Source organism: Mesonia ostreae, assembly GCF_031845265.1.
Taxonomy (GTDB): domain Bacteria; phylum Bacteroidota; class Bacteroidia; order Flavobacteriales; family Flavobacteriaceae; genus Mesonia; species Mesonia ostreae.
This window is the reverse complement of the sequence record NZ_JAVRBG010000010.1, coordinates 17,576-34,983: the sequence shown is the minus strand read 5'-3', so window position 1 is coordinate 34,983 and position 17,408 is coordinate 17,576. Positions and strand designations below refer to the sequence as shown.

The following is a 17,408-nucleotide window of genomic DNA, read 5'->3' as shown; positions in this document are numbered from 1 at the left end:
CTTCCTTAATTTTGAAACTATTTCCAGAAATAACATCGACTATTTCCTTAATTTTTTACTACCAGAAAATTTGTTTATAAATTTTACTAAATTAAGCAGATAAAGCTGTGTGTAGATTGGTATTAATTAGTAATTTATCAATTGATTATAATTGTGAAAATTCAGAATAAAATTGGTAGTATCTGCAATTAGCTCTACCCTATCCGCAGGTACTTCTTATTGGAAAACCTATTGTTTTCTAATGCAGCATCCATTTATATTTAAATTATTGGAAGACATAAATTACTACAGCAAATTAAAAAAATCCAAGAAAGCTCTTGTAGATTTATTAACAGATGACTCTTATTTTACAGCTGTTCCCGAGACTTGGCACGTGGTAGTGGTAGATATTCAAAATTCAACCGATGCGGTTGCTACAGGAAAACACCATCAAATCAATTTAACAGCTACGGGAGCCATTATTTCGGTATTAAATACGATTAGAAAAGGTAAAGAAACCGTTGAAATCCCTTATTTCTTCGGTGGAGATGGTGCCACTTTTATTATTCCAGATTTTCTATTAGAAAAAGTCACACGGGTATTAGATAATTTTAGTTTGCATATTAAAACCAACACGGGATTATTACTTAGGGTTGGAACTATTTCCGTAAAGAAATTAATGAAAGAGAATTGTAGTCTAAAATTAGCTAAACATTCGCTTACTAAGCAGTTGACGATTCCTATTGTTTTAGGAAATGGTTTAAAAAGCGCGGAAGAAATTATTAAAGATACTTTTGTAGAAAACAATTTCAAAAAATTTGAAGAAGATCTTCTAAACTTGAGGGGAATGGAATGTAGATGGAATCAAATTAAACCTTCAGACACAAAAAATAAAGTACTTTGTTTATTACTAGATGCTGTACATGAAGATGAGCAGGGAGCTGTTTATAAGGAGGTAATTTCTAAGATGAATACACTTTTTGGCACTTTTAAGAACCGACAGCCTATAAAATCAACCCATTTAAAATTAAATTATAGCATTTCTAATATTTGGGAAGAAATGAAAATTAGTTTAGTTCGTAAAGATTGGATGTATTTATTAAAAAATTGGTTTTCGACACTTATTGGCACTTTCTATCTCAACCTAACGCGCGATGGAAAACAATATTTAAAGCAAATAAGTCAGTTATCCCATACATTTATGCTAGATGGTATGATCAACACGATTTTCACTGCAGATCAAAACAAGATAGATCTTTTTATTAACTTTCTAGATAATTTAGAAAATGAAAATAAGATCGTTTATGGTTTGCATACCACGCACGCTTCGGTTATGTCTTGCTATGTTTTAGACAGAAAAACAAAACATTCACATTTTGTAGATGGCACAGAAGGCGGCTATACTTCAGCTGCTAAAATGTTGAAAATGAAGCTGAGCGCACGAGGCTAATTTTCTTATTTGAAATAATATGGTCCCTGTTAGTTCGTTAAAACTATACTTCTTGGATAAAATAAAAGCTTCCAAAAATTTTAACTTTAGACCTTAACTTGTCTTTTTTACGAGGAACTATTTTACTGAAGTAAAAACTGACTAGTTACCGATTACAAAATTCAGAATTAATTCTTTCTGAAAAGATTTATTATTTTAAACCAAGAAGTAAATTTAAAGATTGGTTTAGACTTAACGGAAGCTTACACACAAGTGAATAAGCTACAAATTGAATATTCTCACAGAAAAGTGAATTTTTTGTTAATGTGTATCTAGCCAATCTAAATTAATACTATATTTAAAGTTAAAATTTTAGAAAATGAAAAAAATATTTAGAGCACTTCTTGCGGGATGGGGAGCAAAAAAATTAGGTGGCGGTAAATGCGGTTGTATTGGTACCATTATTCTTTTTATAATTATTTATGTTTTGCTAGGTCCGGTTTTCAATTTGTTTTAAGCTTATCTTTTTAAGTGTCTTAGGCATATTTTCTATGAATCATCATATCATTTCCTATATTTTTGCTTGATAGGTGTACAACTCATAATACCTGCCTTCTTTGGCAATCAGGTCTTCATGAGTTCCTCGCTCTACAATGTGTCCAGCTTCAATAACCAAAATTTGATCTGCTTTACGTATAGTACTTAAACGGTGGGCGATTACAATCGTGGTTCTATCTTTAATTAACTCATTTAAACTCTTTTGAATCAATGCCTCACTTTCAGTATCTAAACTGGAGGTTGCTTCGTCTAAAATAATAATTTTTGGATTTGCTAAAATAGCGCGCGCAATTGCTAATCGCTGCTGTTGTCCGCCAGAAAGCTTTACACCTCTTTCGCCAATTAAAGTTTCTAGACCTTCATCAAATCTATCTGTAAATTCATTTACATAAGCTGCATTTACAGCATTTTGCAGCTCTGCTTCTGTAGCATTTGGTCTTGGAAACATGATATTTTCCCGAATACTTCCTTCAAATAAAAATTCATCTTGTAAAACAACTCCCAAATATTGACGGTAACTACTCAATTTCACTTTCGATAAATCCTGATTGTCAATACTAATATTTCCTGAAGTTGGCGTTAAGAAACTAGCCGATAACCCAGCAATAGTCGATTTTCCAGACCCCGAACTTCCCACTAATGCAGTTACAGAACCCGCGGGCGCTTTAAAATTAATGTGATGTAGAACTTCTTTTCCTTCTTCATAAGAAAAGGAAACGTCATTAAAATCGATATCACCTTTTAAGTTATCTAACTGAATTGTACGATCTTGGTTATCATCTTCTGCCGTCATATTCATAAGTTCTTCAGTCCTATCTAAACCTGCTAATGCTTCTGTTAACTGACTTCCGATATTACTCATTTGTACAATGGGCGAAATCATAAAACCAAGTACTAGAGTGAAAAATAGAAAATCACCAGTAGTCATCTCGCCAATCATCATATAATAACCTCCCATTCCCATAATACCTGTGGTGGCAACTCCTATTAAGAATGTGGATGAACTGGTCATTAAAGCTGTCGCTGTTAAACTCTTTTTTACATTTTGATATAACTTATCGGCTCCTTTTTCAAAAACTATATGTTCTTGTTCTTCCGCATTAAAAGCTTTGATAACTCGAACTCCTGAAAGTGTTTCTGTTAATCTTCCAGTAACTGCCGCACTAATTTTACCACGTGTTCTAAAAATAGGACGAATATATTTGAAAGCTCTTAAAGCGATATAACCAAATATAGATAACGGTACAAACACAAAAAGAGTCATCCAAGCATTAAGTTTTATCAAAATAATTAAGGATACCACAGCTGTAAATGAACCTCCTACCAATTGTACTAAACCGGTACCAATAAGATTTCTAACGCCTTCCACATCTCTCATAATTCTGGAAACCAAAGCACCAGACTTTGAGTCATCAAAAAAACTAATAGGCAAGGAAAGTACTTTTTTTTGTACTTGAGCTCTCAATTCACTTATTAGATATTGAGCTTGTACACTTAATATTCTAGTGAGTAAAAAAGAGGTGATAGCTTGTACCGTTATAGCGCCCATAACGATTGCAATTAAAGTATATAATTGGGTGTAATCTTTATTAGGTACTACATCATCCAATAATACCTTACTTTGCCAAGGCAAAATTAAACCCGATAGACTTCTAATCACTATTAACAGCAAGCCTATAAAAACCAGTTTTCTTCTAGGCCAAATGATGGTTTTGAAAGCCTGTTTTAAGGTAACTTTTGGCTTTGATTTATCTGTATTTTTTGAAGTTTCTTTGGAATTTTGCATGCTTATTTATAAATGGTACAAAGCGCAAAAATACTCATTAAAGAAAGACTACATAAGTAAACCTACTAAAAAACACTTTAAGTAGCATTATAAAATATTTCTCCATAATAGCTCGCTACTTCGGAGTTCTTAAAGCGCCAACACAAATTAAAAATGCTTACTATTTTATTTCAGAATTAAAACTAAGTATCTTTTTTAAAGCACTATAAGTTTGTTTTATGACCTGAATTCGAGAAATAATACTACTACGGCTGTATTCTTCGGAAAAATAACGCGAATTTTATATCCTAATAATTTTTATATCTTAGTGATTAATAACCCCTTTGGAAACTTATACGCAAATCTTGTAATATTTATGAAAAGAATTCTATTCACATTCATGTTAGGAATTTTAATTGCCTCTTGTTCATCAACAAAGCTTAGTAAGAAAGAAACTAAATATTTTGATGAAAATAATATTAAAATAAGTCAATCCGAATTTAATGAAACTCGGTATAAACATGAGTTTTTAGCTATTGATGGGGACTCCGCACATCATAGAAAATTGGTTATAAGAGAAAACCGAGGAAAAATTGACAATAGAGCGCATTTGGAATCCTTACTTGAAAAAGAAACCCAACAAAAAATCGATGCCAATCAACCACTGGTTATCATTTATTATCCTGGTAAAGACCGTTGCAATTCAAGTAGTTCAGCGACGAAAGAATCCAGAAAAAGTTGGTACGGAGAGTTTGAAAATGGATTACGGCAAATTGCCCCCACAAAACCTATTTATATCTATAAAGACCCAAAGGGTTTAGAGATATATCATAATGTACTCACTTGGCATAAAGATCCCAATGGAACCGTTGAAAGTTTATTTTTTCCAGAACACTATGCTTGTAGTAGTTTTGTAGTTATTTCTAAAAATGGAGAATACATTAGCCACTTTGAAGAGTTTGGAAAGGAATCTGTATGGAAAGCAACAGCGCAACTTATTCATAACTAAACTCGTTTTGCAAAGAGTTTTCAAGGTTTAGGCATAGATGCAAATACCTTAGAAACTACTCTTTAGCAAAAAGTAAAAAGAAATTCACACTATTTTTGTTTAAATAATTTAGCATCCAATTTCTCTAGATCTATTTTCATTTCTTCTAATTGAGCTTCAATCTCTTTAAATTCAATCATTCTTTCGTACCAATTAAACCGAATAAATTCTTGTTTAATTTCTTTAAACTCTTCTCTCAAAATACCTATAGTTTCTCGGGATTTTAAAAATTTTGCCTGAAACCTATCTCGTGCCGGAAATTCTATTTTTTTGTTTGCCATCTGTTTGATTTTAATTCTTCTGAAGTGTAAAATTAAATTAAGAGTACGACAAAACCTGTCGGTTCGATGCGCTATTTTTCAGAAAAATTAGACTTAGAAAAAGAACTAATTCTAGGATATAAAATGACCATATCAATACAATTCTACAGAATTAAAATTTTATAAAAAATCATAAAAAAGCCCTCTCCAAAGGAGAAGGCTTTTCTGTATAATGATAAATAGTTAGAAAATTACTTTCCTTCCATTTTATCTTTTAAAGCTTGTAAGTCAGCATTCGCATCACCTATAGTAGGCTTGTTCTCTTCTTGAGATTTCTTAGCGGCTTGTTTTACAATTTTAGCTTCGTCTTCTTTATGAATAGACATATGAGAGGCAACTACACGCTTAAATTCTTTATTGAATTCGATGATGATAAACTCAGCTTCGTCTCCTTTACCTAATTTAGATCCATCTTCTTTCTCTAAATGACGTGTTGGTACAAATGCAGTAATATCTTCATTAAACTCAATCGTAGCTCCTTTGTCTACCATCTCATCGATAGTAGCAGTATGCTTTGTTCCTACCGCGAACTCAGTTACATACTTATCCCAAGGATTGTCTTCTGTTTGTTTGTGACCTAAACTTAATTTACGTCCGTCAACATCCAACTCAAGTACTACGACGTCTAATTTATCTCCTACGTTACAGAATTCTGATGGGTGCTTAATTTTCTTAGTCCAAGAAAGATCTGAGATATAAATTAAACCATCAATTCCTTCTTCTAATTCTACGAATACACCAAAGTTGGTAAAGTTTCTTACAATACCAGTGTGACGAGAACCAACAGGATATTTAGTTGTAATATCTGTCCAAGGATCTGGCGTTAATTGCTTAATACCAAGAGACATTTTACGCTCTTCTCTATCTAATGTTAAGATTTGCGCTTCTATCTCATCTCCTACATTTACGAAATCCTGAGCCGAACGCAAGTGCGTAGACCAAGACATTTCAGAAACGTGGATTAATCCTTCAACACCTTCGGCTACTTCAATAAATGCACCGTAATCTGCGATTACAACTACTTTACCTTTTACTTTATCCCCAACTTTTAAGTTTTCGTCTAAAGCTTCCCAAGGATGTTTGCTCAATTGTTTAAGACCTAATTGAATTCTTGTTTTAGCCTCATCAAAGTCTAAAATTACAACATTCAATTTCTGATCTAATTCAACGATCTCATTTGGATGGTTGATTCTAGACCAAGAAAGATCTGTAATGTGAACTAATCCATCAACTCCTCCAAGATCAACAAATACACCGTAAGAAGTAATATTCTTCACAGTACCTTCTAATACCTGACCTTTTTCTAATTGACCAATAATTTCTTTTTTCTGTTCCTCGATATCTGCTTCAATAAGCGCTTTATGAGAAACTACAACGTTTTTAAACTCGTGATTAATTTTCACCACTTTAAATTCCATTGTTTTATTTACGTAAGCATCGTAATCTCTAATTGGCTTCACGTCAATTTGAGAACCTGGTAAGAAAGCTTCGATTCCAAATACGTCTACAATCATACCACCTTTAGTACGACATTTAACGAATCCATTAACGATAGTAGCTTCTTCGTGAGCCGCGTTAACGCGATCCCAAGCTTTAATTACACGAGCTTTACGGTGAGAAAGTATCAATTGACCTGTTGAGTCCTCACGAACATCAATAAGTACTTCTACTTTATCTCCTTCTTTTAAACCTGGATTGTAACGAAATTCGTTTAGAGAGATTACCCCTTCACTCTTTGCGTTGATATCAATAATCGCATCACGATCTGTAATGTTGATTACCGTACCTTCTACTACCTCATCATCTAAGGTATCTACAAAGTTTTCGGCTACTAACTTCTCAAACTCTTCTAACTTGGTATCATCAATCGGGTCAATTCCCTCTTCATAATTGTGCCAGTTAAAATCTTTTAAAAACTGTTCAGGATTTTCTTGTTGCTCGCTTGGAGCGGGTTGAGAATCGGTTGCCATTCCAGCTACTTCTTCTATCTCAGGAGTGTTTTTTTCTTCAGCCATTGCTGATTATCAATTTGTATTCTGTAATTTCTTCGGAAGATTTAAACAACTGAAAACACAGAAGTGTTTATAAATAAATTTGATTGTTTCCTCTCTCTTTTCCGAAACGTTGTAAAAAGGAGTGCAAAAATACAACTTATTTTTTGATATTCAAACGCTTAGTGAAAATATTAAAAACCTTAAATAAATTCTACTTTTCGATGTATTCTAAAGCCAATCCTTTTAGCTTTTCAAACTGCTCCTCTTTAGACAATACACTGTTATCAAACAAGATAGCATCTTTAGCCTTTACTAATGGCGAGTCTTCTCTGGTGGTATCAATATGATCTCTTTCTTCTATATTTTTCAAAACACTTTCGTAACTCACTTTATCGCCTTTCGCAGTAAGCTCTTCATACCTGCGTTGTGCTCTTTTTTCCGCGGAAGCGTTCATAAAAATTTTAAGTTCGGCTTTGGGGAAAACCACTGTGCCAATATCTCTACCGTCCATCACAATGCCTTTTTCAGCGCCCATTTTTTGCTGTTGCTCTACCAGCTTTTTTCTTACGGAAGAAATCGCAGCAATTGGACTCACAAACTGAGAAACTTCTAGGCTGCGAATATCGTTTTCTACATTATTTCCGTTAAGGTAAGCCTCTGCAATATCATTTTTTAAATTGAGCTTAAAATTAATTTGAATCTCGCTTAACTTATCTTCTAAATCCTGCTTTTTTATGAAATTTTCACCTACCAAATCATGTTTCATTGCAAATAAAGCAACAGCGCGATACATGGCGCCTGTATCAATATAAACATATCCCAAGGCTTTGGCTAATTGTTTGGCAACCGTGCTTTTTCCTGTAGATGAAAACCCGTCGATGGCAATAATTATTTTTTTCAAAACTAGATTTGTTTATATTCGTTATGCAAATTCGCTGATGCACGAAAATAGAATTTATTTGGCAGTTCTAGCCTATGAAAAAGCTTCTTTTTAACTCCTTTTGGTGTTCTAGTTTTTTATCCTTAACGGAATTAGATTCAACAAAACTACCTAAGAGCTTACTGCTTTTGATACTTTTTCCGTACAATAATGATCTTTTATTTGTAGCAATTAAGCTTCAGCGAACTCGTATTGATGAAAATATTTTTTAAAAGTTTAGAACTTACAATTGGAAAAAAGTTTTTCTTACTGCAAGTCAATCTGAAGTCCGAAGAAACTAGAACTCGAAGCGCTACTATAACGGGCATAACTATAACTAAGGCGAAGTTTATTAAATTTTACAGATAAGCCGCCACTAATTCCCGCAAAGGAACGTTGATCTACAATTCGCAGTTCTTCTCCGCGTCTAAAGCTGTATCCCAGTCTAAGATTAAATCCACCATCTGGGAAAATTTCGGCACCTATAATGGTATGTCTAAGGGCATTGTTAAAAAATCCAGGATCATCTCTTTCTACATTCCCTTCCAAATCGGTTTCATTCCTAGCCGAATTACTAAAAGCAATGTTCCATTCTTGTAAATTCTCTAAAGTCACGTGCCAGCGAATAGGAATATTTTCTGCTCTTTGAGAAATTCCTATATCTATTTCTAAAGGAATCTTTTCATAAGTTTCAGCATAAGGCGTAAACTGAGTTCCTATATTTCTAACCACTCCAGCCACGACTAAATCCCAATCTTCATAAAAATAAGTGATTCCTAAATCTACAGCTCCGCCAAAAGAGGAATATTGTTCTAGCTTAGAAGAGATTAATTTTACACTAGCGCCCACATGAAAATCTGTCCAAGGGATATTGTACGCATACCCAAAAGAAAGCGCTGCTTCTCCCCCGCTAAAACCTCCTGTAGCTTCTCCAAATTCATTATAACCATCAAACTGGCCATAATTGATATAGGTAATTCCTGTATGAAAAACTTGTGTTCTTCTATCCCATAAATAAGCGTAAGATGCGGTACCGTAGTTGACATCACCAAGGTAATTTACGTAATTAACAGACAGTTGATTGTCCATTCTAAAATTAATCAATGAAGGATTGTAAATCGCGGCAGTAGGATCGTAATCATAAGCCGTAATATTTTTACCTCCCAAAGCCGCTTGCCGCGGAGAAGCCACCAAATTAAGGAATTGGTACGTAGATTGTCCTCCTATTTGCGCCGACAAATGGAATGAGCATATAAATAACAAGACTACCAAGCCTATTTTTTGCATAGCGGCAAAAGTAAGTATTTATGATAGGAAACGGAATAGGTTTGTTTTTATTTTTGAAGGAGGGAATAAAAAAAGCCTCAATGTTAAAATTAAGGCTTTTTGTTTACGTTTTAGGGGAAACTGGGATCTAAGTAATCTGGTTTTCCATTTCCGTTAGAATCTGGGAAAGTGATTTCGTCTGGAGAAATCCATCCATCTCCATTGGCATCATTTACTTCAATTTCGTCTATGGTAGGTACGCCGTCACCATCATCATCCTTATCAGAAAAATTGGCAAAACGGTCTCCGTCTGTATCATCATTTAATAAATAAGAGTCATTATTAAGGTCTTCCATATACGATGGGATACCGTCATTATCATGATCTAACTGAATTCCTTTATACAATTGAAAAGAAAAAATTAAAGACTCGTATGCCAATATAGGCGACGTAATAGGAGGTTCTGCAAAATAACCCAATCCTGAAGGAATAAATACGGCTCCTATACCAAAATCATCATTATAACTTATAGTACCATCTTCATTATTTACAAAGCCTGAAGCTCCTTTAAACTGACTAACTCCTTCAATAAAACCAGTAATAAAGCCACCGTTTCCAATATCTGGAAGATTAAAATTAGTTGGATTTATACTTTGGTCAAACGGCTCTCCATCTAGCAATTCTCCTTTGTAAGTTACAATCACACGATCTGCAAACGTAGGCTGGTATTCACTTTCTGCGCCTTTTCTAACCTGCAAATAATATAATGTATAATCTATTCCTTGATCTGAAACTGTTTTAGATTTCAAGAATGGAGAATCTATTAAAGGAGTTCCGCCTGCATTATCTTCAGCAATCGTATCGAATACCATGAGTTGATAATTAGGATTCGCAGGATTTTCTGTCATACGGTAGGAATGAGTTTCTAGGAACTCTAAAATTTGTTGTTCATTCTCTACGGCTACTTCTCCTCTATCTCTTTTTGGAATTTCATTTCCTCCATCATCATCATCATTACAAGACGCCAACATTGTAACGGCGATTATCAACGTAAAAATTAATTTATATTTCATCATTTATACTTTTTAAGGGCGCAAGATACAATTTTCTTATATTTTTGTTTTACTTAAAGTTTAAATTTACTCCACTATGCGAATAGATAAGTTTTTATGGTGTGTTCGCTATTTTAAAACTAGAAGCATTGCTACCAATGCCTGTAAAAAAGGACACGTAAAAATAGATGGCAGTAGCGTTAAACCTTCTAGAGATGTTTATGCTACAGATAAAATTGAGGTGAGAAAGAATCAAATCAATTATAAAATAGAGGTTTTAGATTTACCTCCTTCTCGGGTTGGCGCAAAATTAGTCAACATGTATATTATTGATATTACCCCAAAAGAAAATTTAGAGAAACTAGATCTTTTAAAATATTCTAAAGAGTATTACCGTAAAAAAGGAACTGGTAGACCTACCAAAAAAGATCGAAGAGATATTGATGATTGGTTTGAAAAACCAACTTCTGAAAAAGAACCAGATCAAGAAGATACAGACAAATTATGAAAAAGGAGACCACGTTAATTTTAAACCACATTGAAATAGAGCATAAAATTAGGCGAATTGCTTTTCAAATTTATGAGAACAATATAGAAGAGAAGGAGATTGTTCTTGCAGGAATAGCCCGTAGTGGTTATATTTTTGCCGAAAAACTAAAAGAATGTTTAGAGAATATTTCTCCTATTCAAATCATTCTTTGTGAAGTAAAAGTTAATAAAAAAAATCCCTTAGATCGTGTAGAAACTTCTCTAGAAAAAGAGCAATACAGCAATAAGTCTATCATTATAGTAGATGATGTACTCAACTCTGGCGCAACACTAATTTACGGAATCAAACACTTTTTAAATGTGCCTGTTAAAAAATTACAAACGGCTGTTTTGGTAGATAGAAGTCATAAAAAATATCCTATTAAAGCAGACTTTAAAGGTATTTCTCTTTCTACCTCTTTAAGTGAACGTGTAAAAGTCTCGTTAGCCAAGGAATATAAAGCAGAGCTTTTATAATTTTTGTTGAATTAAATTTGCTGTCTCTTCGATAGTCAATTCGGTGACATCTATAATAACATCACTTTGCATATAGTAAAACTGGCGCTCAAACAAATGCTTTCTTATAAAGTCATTCAAATCTTCTTTATTCTTTTGAGACTGTATTAGAGGTCTTGTTTCTATTTCTTTATACAAACGATCGCTAAGTACATTTACATCTGCTTTTAAGTAAAAAAGTTTCACTTCCTTATTTTTTTTTAGCAATTCTAGATTATTAGCATAACAAGGAGTGCCTCCACCTAATGACAAAATGAAACTTTCTGAGTTAGATAAAAGCAATTTTAGCACTTCATTTTCCTTTTTTCTAAAATAAATTTCACTTTTTCGAGAAAAAATTTCAGCGACAGACATGTGCTCATTTTTTTCAATCACTTCATCCAAATCTAGATTTTTTAAACTTAATTTATTGGCTAACAGACATCCAACTTTAGATTTTCCGGAGCCCATATATCCACACAAAACAATTTTCATAGCCTTAGGTTAAAGAGTATTTATTTTTTTTTAAAGATATTGAAAATTGTTAGACATTTTACTTGATAAATTAAAAAGACCTCTTATATTTGCACCCGCGTTCAGGAAATGAATGTATTTGACAAGATCTGGTAGCTCAGTTGGTAGAGCATCTCCCTTTTAAGGAGAGGGTCCTGGGTTCGAGCCCCAGCCAGATCACATAGAAATTAGTTCTTACACTTACTTAAAAATGATCTGGTAGCTCAGTTGGTAGAGCATCTCCCTTTTAAGGAGAGGGTCCTGGGTTCGAGCCCCAGCCAGATCACTTTTATTTATCTTCTTAAAACTTAAGCCCAGGTGCTGGAATTGGTAGACAGGCATGGTTGAGGGCCATGTGTCCTTAAGGGCGTGTGGGTTCAAGTCCCATTCTGGGTACTACTTGAAACTCTAATCTCTTTTTAAATAAATTGTTAGGGTTTTTTTATTTTCTGACAACAATGCATTTTTAGTCCCTATAGCAAAGAAGTTTTATCGCTTCAATTTTTATCCTTTTCCCAATTGACTTTCCTTCTTACAACAAGCCTTTTCAAGGATACTACATCTATATTTTAACACCATATTTGTATACTTCTTGAAGTCCATTTTATGTGACGATTATTTTTTTGTTTAATCTTTTAACTAAAAAAGTAAACAAAATTGGTTTTTATGTCTTAGTTTTGAATATTCAAACCATGCATATGTCTTACATTAGAAAAGAATTTAGCATAAAAGACCTAGAAACTCTTAGTGGCGTAAAAGCGCACACGATAAGGATTTGGGAAAAAAGATATCAAATATTAGATCCTAACCGAACAGAATCTAATATTAGAATTTACGATACCTCTGCGCTGCAAAAATTGTTAAACATTGCGTTTTTAAATGAAAACGGATATAAAATATCTAGAATTTCTAAACTTTCAGAAAAAGAAGTGACAGATTTGGTACAATCTACTTCCTCGTCTAATAATTACGAGAATAGAGCTTTAAAGTCCTTTCTTGTTTCTATGTTTAATTTTGATCAAGTATTATTTTTAAAAACATACGATGAATTATTAGAAACCAGGACTTTTAGCGAGGTTTTTAAAGATGTTTTTATTCCATTTTTAAATCAACTCGGCATTTTGTGGCAAACCAATACAATTACTCCGTCTCATGAACATTTTATCTCTAATTTAATTCGGCAAAAAGTATATAGCAATATAGAAAGACTTCAATATGAAGAAGCTTTTCACAAGGATCGTCTATTTGTGTTGTTTCTACCCGAAAATGAAATTCACGATTTAGGTATTTTATTTGCCAATTATGAGCTGATAAGTTTAGGATATAAAGTAATATTTTTGGGACATACCATACCTTTAGAAAATTTACATACGTTTACACATATGGCCAAAGAAGTTTATTTTATAAGCTATTTCACTGCGAAACCAGAACTTCCTTCAGAATATATTAAAGATTTTACAAAAGAAATACTTCAAGACTCCGATACTATTAAATTATGGATCTTGGGAAGAAAAACTACAGAAATAGATGCTAACCTCTTAAACAAAAACATCTCTGTATTTAAAAATTTATCCTCACTAAGTTTACAGCTCTAATCATGAAAAAGAAAGTAATAATTATAGGTTCTGGTTTTTCATCTTTGAGCGCTTCTTGCTATTTGGCTAATGAAGGATACGATGTCGAAATTTTTGAAAAAAACGCAACGATTGGAGGCCGAGCTAGACAGTTGAAAAAAGACGGTTTCACCTTTGATATTGGTCCAACCTGGTATTGGATGCCAGATGTATTCGAGCGTTTTTTTGCTGATTTTAATACGACCCCGCAAGAATTTTATGAACTTATAAAATTAAGCCCTGCTTACAAAGTATATTTTAGCAAAGAGGAAAGCATTACTATTGGTGATACCCTAGACAAAATTTATGCTGCATTTGAAGAAATTGAAAAAGGCAGTTCTAAAAAATTAAAAAAGTTTATTGATAAGGCAAAAGACAATTACGATATAGCGATAAAAGATTTAGTATATCGCCCGGGAGTTTCTCCCATAGAACTTATTACGCCTAAAACAGCTACCAAACTGAATCAATTTTTTAGCACGATAGCCAAAGAAGTAAGAAGAGAATTTAAGAATGAAAAACTAATTCAAGTCTTAGAGTTTCCTGTGTTGTTTTTGGGTGCAAAACCAAGCGATACTCCTGCTTTTTATAGCTTTATGAACTTTGCAGATTTTGGACTGGGAACTTGGCACCCCAAAGGCGGAATGTATCAAGTAATCCTAGGCTTAGAAAAATTAGCTAAAAATCTAGGAGTAAAGATTCATCTTAACGCTTCCGCGGAAAAAATTTTAGTCAACGATAAAAATGAAGCTACCAGAATCATTTCCGAAGGAAAAGAATATTTAGCAGATATCGTTCTTAGCGGAGCAGATTACCACCATACCGAAACTTTATTACACCAAAAACACCGACAGTATTCTGAAAATTATTGGGATAAGAAAACTTTTGCACCTTCCTCTCTTCTATTTTATGTCGCTTTCGATAAGAAAATTAAAAATGTAGAGCATCACACCCTATTTTTTGATGTAGATTTTAAAGCCCATGCCAAAGCGATATATGATACGGCACAATGGCCAGAAGAACCTTTATTTTATGCCAGTTTTCCTTCAAAAACAGATCACAACATTGCGCCAGATGGAAAAGAAGCGGCTATTTTTTTAATACCTCTTGCTCCAGGTCTAAAAGACGATGCATCTTTAAGAGAACGCTATTTTGAAAAAATAATTACTCGTTTTGAAAAGATAACTGATCAAAATGTGTCAGATTATGTTATATTTAAAGAGTCCTTTTGTGTAAATGATTTTGTTAAAGAATATAATTCTTATAAAGGGAACGCATATGGGTTAGCAAATACGCTATTTCAAACTGCATTTTTAAGACCTAAACTAAAGAGCAAAAAAGTAAATAATCTTTACTTTACGGGTCAATTAACCGTTCCAGGCCCAGGTGTTCCGCCGGCATTAATTTCTGGAAAACTAGTAGCAGAACTAATAAAAAAACACAATCAGTAATTTATGAAAGCAACCTTTGATCTTGTTTCCAAGCTATGTAGTAAAGAAGTTACGCAGTCTTACAGCACTTCTTTTTCTATAGCAACCAGACTTTTGGCTCCTTCCATAAGACAGGATATTTATAATATCTATGGCTTTGTGCGCTTTGCTGATGAAATTGTAGATACCTTTCATAACTACGATAAAGAATTTTTATTTAATAGATTTGAAGAAGACTTATATTTAGCCTTAGAACACAAAATAAGTTTAAATCCTATTCTCAATGCTTTTCAAGAAACTGTACATAGATATAATATTTCAAAAGAATTGTACAAAGCTTTCTTAAAAAGCATGCGTACAGATTTACATAAAACTACTTATTTATCTCAAGAAGAATATCAAGATTACATTTATGGAAGTGCAGATGTTGTGGGATTAATGTGTTTAAAGGTGTTTGTAAATGGAGATCAAGAAAAATATGACGAGTTAAAAGAAGACGCGATGCGATTAGGCTCTGCTTTTCAAAAAGTTAACTTTTTACGAGACCTCAAAGCAGATTATGAAGATTTAAACCGCTCTTACTTTCCCAATGCTAATTTAGAGCAACTCGATGAAGACACAAAAAAGGAAATTATTACAGAAATTGAAGAAGACTTCGCTCACGCTCTTAACGGAATTTCTAAATTACCCGTGGAAGCAAAATTAGGAGTTTACACAGCATATATCTATTTTTACAAATTATTAAATAAACTTAAAAGTACGCCTTCGCTAAAGATAAAAGGACAGCGAATTCGAGTTCCCAATTATCAAAAAGCAGGGCTCTTGGCAAAATCTTATCTCTCTTGTAGATTTAATCTCATTTAATGATGCAAACACTATATTGGATACTATTATTTTTTGGCACCTTTTTCTTCATGGAATTTATGGCTTGGTTTACGCATAAATACATTATGCACGGTTTTTTATGGTCACTTCATAAAGACCATCATCAAAAAGATCATGGAAGCTGGTGGGAACGAAACGACTTATTTTTTATTTTCTATGCCTTGGTAAGCATAGGTTGTTTCTTACTTTGGCAATATGAAGACATTTGGTTTACACTCCCCATTGGTTTAGGAATTTTAGCTTACGGAATTGCTTATTTTACGGTACATGACATTTTTATACACCAACGTTTTAAAGTTTTTAAAAATGCTAATAATTGGTACTCAAAAGGGGTTAGAAGAGCACACAAAATACATCATAAGCATTTAGGAAAAGAGAAAAGTGAAAACTTCGGGATGCTCATTGTTCCTCTAAAGTATTTTAAACAAAAATAATATGCAAGATGACCACTATGACTATATCATTGTAGGCAGTGGTTTAGCTGGTTTACAACTCGCTCTCGCACTTTCTAAGGACGCTTTCTTTACGGATAAGAAAATTGCTTTAATCGATAAATCTTCCAAGTCTAATAACGATAAGACTTGGTGCTTCTGGGAGAAAGGAATAGGCCAATGGGAGAATATTATCCATAAGTCTTGGAACGAAGGCCTTTTTATTTCCGATAAGGAAAACATCAACCTAAATCTTAGTCCATATACTTATAAAATGATAAGGTCTATAGATTTCTACGAAAATGCCAAGACGCAATTAGCGGCTCATCCTTCTATTTCTTTTATAGATGATACAATTACTGCCGTGAAAGAAAATGACAGTAAGGTCATGGTTGTAGGAAAAAAGAAAACATACACATCATCTCATGTTTTTGACAGTAGAATTTCACCTGAATATTTTGAAAACAAGAATGAATCGGTCTCCATTCATCAGCATTTTAAAGGCTGGATGATAGAAACCGAAGATGAGTTTTTTAATCCAGAAACTTTTACCATGATGGATTATCGTCTTCAGTATAAAAATAGCACAAGTTTTACCTATGTTTTACCCATTACTAAAAAGAAAGCCTTTGTAGAGTTTACTTTTTTTACGCCATTTACGGTAGAGGAAAATGTTTACGATTTGAATTTAGAACGTTATATAAAGGAAATTTTAAAACTTCAGCAATATAAAATTACCGCTACGGAAATAGGCATTATTCCTATGACTAATTTTTCTTTTCAGCAGTATAATTATAAGCGAATCACCAAAATAGGAACCGCTGGAGGTTGGGTAAAACCTAGCAGTGGCTATGCGTTTAAACATACCGAAAAGAAAGCAAGCTTGCTTATAGAAAACCTCAAGAATAATCTCCCCATTACCACCAATTTCCATTCTAAAAAATATCATTTTCTAGATACCATATTCCTCAAAGTGCTTCATAATGAAAATTCTAAAGGAAAATGGATTTTCGAACAATTATATCTAAAAAATTCTACTCCTTCTATATTTAAATTTTTAGATGAAGAAACTTCGGTCTTAGAGGATTTTAAAATTGTGAAATCACTTTATAGTAAAGCTTTTATTAGGGCTTTATTTCAGTAATAATTAAACCTTTTATTTCGTTTCAATATCATTTAGCAG

The 17,408-nt window shown here is 33.1% G+C and carries 17 protein-coding genes and 3 tRNA genes; 13 read left to right on the top strand and 7 right to left on the bottom strand.

What is annotated here, in order from left to right; all coding sequences use genetic code 11:
- Positions 1–172: 172 nt before the first annotated feature.
- Positions 173–1,429, top strand: coding sequence for a DUF3095 family protein (locus RLT85_RS10715; protein WP_311402038.1), 1,257 nt, complete (start codon positions 173–175; stop codon positions 1,427–1,429).
- A gap of 358 nt (positions 1,430–1,787) precedes the next feature.
- Positions 1,788–1,925 carry a hypothetical protein gene (locus tag RLT85_RS10710; protein ID WP_311402037.1) on the top strand — a complete coding sequence of 46 codons (138 nt, stop codon included), beginning with the start codon at positions 1,788–1,790 and terminating at the stop codon, positions 1,923–1,925.
- Between the two features lie 54 nt (positions 1,926–1,979).
- Here the strand turns inward: RLT85_RS10710 and RLT85_RS10705 are convergent, their stop codons facing one another.
- Positions 1,980–3,752 (bottom strand): ABC transporter ATP-binding protein, encoded by a 1,773-nt coding sequence (locus RLT85_RS10705; RefSeq protein ID WP_311402036.1) that lies wholly within the window; start codon positions 3,750–3,752, stop codon positions 1,980–1,982.
- A gap of 355 nt (positions 3,753–4,107) precedes the next feature.
- Between RLT85_RS10705 and RLT85_RS10700 the strand changes: the two genes are divergently transcribed.
- The gene (locus RLT85_RS10700) at positions 4,108–4,740 is read left to right on the top strand and encodes a hypothetical protein (protein WP_311402035.1); all 633 of its coding nucleotides are present in this window, start codon (positions 4,108–4,110) and stop codon (positions 4,738–4,740) included.
- Between the two features lie 89 nt (positions 4,741–4,829).
- Here RLT85_RS10700 and RLT85_RS10695 read toward each other — a convergent pair whose 3' ends face one another.
- The 5 genes from RLT85_RS10695 to RLT85_RS10675 all read right to left on the bottom strand — a co-directional run bounded on the left by RLT85_RS10695 (position 4,830) and on the right by RLT85_RS10675 (position 10,351).
- Positions 4,830–5,060 carry a hypothetical protein gene (locus tag RLT85_RS10695; protein ID WP_311402034.1) on the bottom strand — a complete coding sequence of 77 codons (231 nt, stop codon included), beginning with the start codon at positions 5,058–5,060 and terminating at the stop codon, positions 4,830–4,832.
- 230 nt (positions 5,061–5,290) lie between these two features.
- Positions 5,291–7,114 carry a 30S ribosomal protein S1 gene (gene rpsA, locus RLT85_RS10690; protein ID WP_311402033.1) on the bottom strand — a complete coding sequence of 608 codons (1,824 nt, stop codon included), beginning with the start codon at positions 7,112–7,114 and terminating at the stop codon, positions 5,291–5,293.
- Positions 7,115–7,304: 190 nt separating this feature from the next.
- Complete coding sequence (gene cmk, locus RLT85_RS10685) at positions 7,305–7,994, bottom strand: (d)CMP kinase (protein WP_311402032.1); 690 nt, start codon at positions 7,992–7,994, stop codon at positions 7,305–7,307.
- A gap of 285 nt (positions 7,995–8,279) precedes the next feature.
- The gene (gene porQ, locus RLT85_RS10680; RefSeq protein ID WP_311402031.1) at positions 8,280–9,299 is read right to left on the bottom strand and encodes a type IX secretion system protein PorQ; all 1,020 of its coding nucleotides are present in this window, start codon (positions 9,297–9,299) and stop codon (positions 8,280–8,282) included.
- Between the two features lie 110 nt (positions 9,300–9,409).
- Positions 9,410–10,351 (bottom strand): FKBP-type peptidyl-prolyl cis-trans isomerase, encoded by a 942-nt coding sequence (locus RLT85_RS10675; RefSeq protein ID WP_311402030.1) that lies wholly within the window; start codon positions 10,349–10,351, stop codon positions 9,410–9,412.
- A 76-nt stretch (positions 10,352–10,427) separates the two neighbouring features.
- Here RLT85_RS10675 and RLT85_RS10670 point away from each other — a divergent pair, with 76 nt between their 5' ends.
- Complete coding sequence (locus tag RLT85_RS10670; RefSeq protein ID WP_311402029.1) at positions 10,428–10,838, top strand: Hsp15 family ribosome-associated heat shock protein; 411 nt, start codon at positions 10,428–10,430, stop codon at positions 10,836–10,838.
- Positions 10,835–11,335 carry a phosphoribosyltransferase family protein gene (locus RLT85_RS10665; RefSeq protein WP_311402028.1) on the top strand — a complete coding sequence of 167 codons (501 nt, stop codon included), beginning with the start codon at positions 10,835–10,837 and terminating at the stop codon, positions 11,333–11,335. The genes RLT85_RS10670 and RLT85_RS10665 overlap by 4 nt, the downstream gene beginning before the upstream one ends.
- On the opposite strand, the gene RLT85_RS10660 is transcribed toward RLT85_RS10665, so the two are convergent.
- Complete coding sequence (locus tag RLT85_RS10660; protein ID WP_311402027.1) at positions 11,330–11,848, bottom strand: shikimate kinase; 519 nt, start codon at positions 11,846–11,848, stop codon at positions 11,330–11,332. The genes RLT85_RS10665 and RLT85_RS10660 overlap by 6 nt on opposite strands.
- A 125-nt stretch (positions 11,849–11,973) precedes the next feature.
- On the opposite strand from RLT85_RS10660, the gene RLT85_RS10655 reads away from it, so the two are divergent.
- The 8 genes from RLT85_RS10655 to RLT85_RS10620 all read left to right on the top strand — a co-directional run bounded on the left by RLT85_RS10655 (position 11,974) and on the right by RLT85_RS10620 (position 17,369).
- Positions 11,974–12,046: transfer RNA gene (locus RLT85_RS10655), tRNA-Lys, on the top strand.
- Between the two features lie 33 nt (positions 12,047–12,079).
- Positions 12,080–12,152 (top strand) — tRNA-Lys (locus RLT85_RS10650).
- Positions 12,153–12,178: 26 nt separating this feature from the next.
- Positions 12,179–12,262: transfer RNA gene (locus tag RLT85_RS10645), tRNA-Leu, on the top strand.
- Between the two features lie 302 nt (positions 12,263–12,564).
- Complete coding sequence (locus tag RLT85_RS10640) at positions 12,565–13,461, top strand: MerR family transcriptional regulator (protein WP_311402026.1); 897 nt, start codon at positions 12,565–12,567, stop codon at positions 13,459–13,461.
- Between the two features lie 2 nt (positions 13,462–13,463).
- Complete coding sequence (gene crtID, locus RLT85_RS10635; protein WP_311402025.1) at positions 13,464–14,930, top strand: bifunctional phytoene desaturase/3,4-desaturase; 1,467 nt, start codon at positions 13,464–13,466, stop codon at positions 14,928–14,930.
- A gap of 3 nt (positions 14,931–14,933) precedes the next feature.
- Positions 14,934–15,773, top strand: a complete 840-nt coding sequence (locus tag RLT85_RS10630; RefSeq protein WP_311402024.1) for a phytoene/squalene synthase family protein — start codon at positions 14,934–14,936, stop codon at positions 15,771–15,773.
- A 2-nt stretch (positions 15,774–15,775) separates the two neighbouring features.
- Positions 15,776–16,228: a sterol desaturase family protein gene (locus RLT85_RS10625; protein ID WP_311402143.1), complete on the top strand. Its 453-nt coding sequence runs from the start codon at positions 15,776–15,778 to the stop codon at positions 16,226–16,228.
- Position 16,229: 1 nt separating this feature from the next.
- Entirely contained in the window at positions 16,230–17,369 is a 1,140-nt protein-coding gene (locus tag RLT85_RS10620) for a lycopene cyclase family protein (protein WP_311402022.1), read from the top strand.
- Positions 17,370–17,408 lie beyond the last annotated feature (39 nt).

What these genes read in the sequence shown, in the direction of transcription:
- RLT85_RS10705 (WP_311402036.1), bottom strand. Translation starts at nt 3,752, where the DNA reads ATGCAAAATTCCAAAGAAACTTCAAAAAATACAGATAAATCAAAGCCA.
- RLT85_RS10700 (WP_311402035.1), top strand. Translation starts at nt 4,108, where the DNA reads ATGAAAAGAATTCTATTCACATTCATGTTAGGAATTTTAATTGCCTCT.
- RLT85_RS10665 (WP_311402028.1), top strand. Translation starts at nt 10,835, where the DNA reads ATGAAAAAGGAGACCACGTTAATTTTAAACCACATTGAAATAGAGCAT.
- RLT85_RS10640 (WP_311402026.1), top strand. Translation starts at nt 12,565, where the DNA reads ATGTCTTACATTAGAAAAGAATTTAGCATAAAAGACCTAGAAACTCTT.
- RLT85_RS10630 (WP_311402024.1), top strand. Translation starts at nt 14,934, where the DNA reads ATGAAAGCAACCTTTGATCTTGTTTCCAAGCTATGTAGTAAAGAAGTT.
- RLT85_RS10710 (WP_311402037.1), top strand. Translation starts at nt 1,788, where the DNA reads ATGAAAAAAATATTTAGAGCACTTCTTGCGGGATGGGGAGCAAAAAAA.
- RLT85_RS10675 (WP_311402030.1), bottom strand. Translation starts at nt 10,351, where the DNA reads ATGAAATATAAATTAATTTTTACGTTGATAATCGCCGTTACAATGTTG.
- RLT85_RS10670 (WP_311402029.1), top strand. Translation starts at nt 10,428, where the DNA reads ATGCGAATAGATAAGTTTTTATGGTGTGTTCGCTATTTTAAAACTAGA.
- RLT85_RS10695 (WP_311402034.1), bottom strand. Translation starts at nt 5,060, where the DNA reads ATGGCAAACAAAAAAATAGAATTTCCGGCACGAGATAGGTTTCAGGCA.
- RLT85_RS10620 (WP_311402022.1), top strand. Translation starts at nt 16,230, where the DNA reads ATGCAAGATGACCACTATGACTATATCATTGTAGGCAGTGGTTTAGCT.
- RLT85_RS10660 (WP_311402027.1), bottom strand. Translation starts at nt 11,848, where the DNA reads ATGAAAATTGTTTTGTGTGGATATATGGGCTCCGGAAAATCTAAAGTT.
- porQ (WP_311402031.1), bottom strand. Translation starts at nt 9,299, where the DNA reads ATGCAAAAAATAGGCTTGGTAGTCTTGTTATTTATATGCTCATTCCAT.
- crtID (WP_311402025.1), top strand. Translation starts at nt 13,464, where the DNA reads ATGAAAAAGAAAGTAATAATTATAGGTTCTGGTTTTTCATCTTTGAGC.
- RLT85_RS10625 (WP_311402143.1), top strand. Translation starts at nt 15,776, where the DNA reads ATGCAAACACTATATTGGATACTATTATTTTTTGGCACCTTTTTCTTC.
- rpsA (WP_311402033.1), bottom strand. Translation starts at nt 7,114, where the DNA reads ATGGCTGAAGAAAAAAACACTCCTGAGATAGAAGAAGTAGCTGGAATG.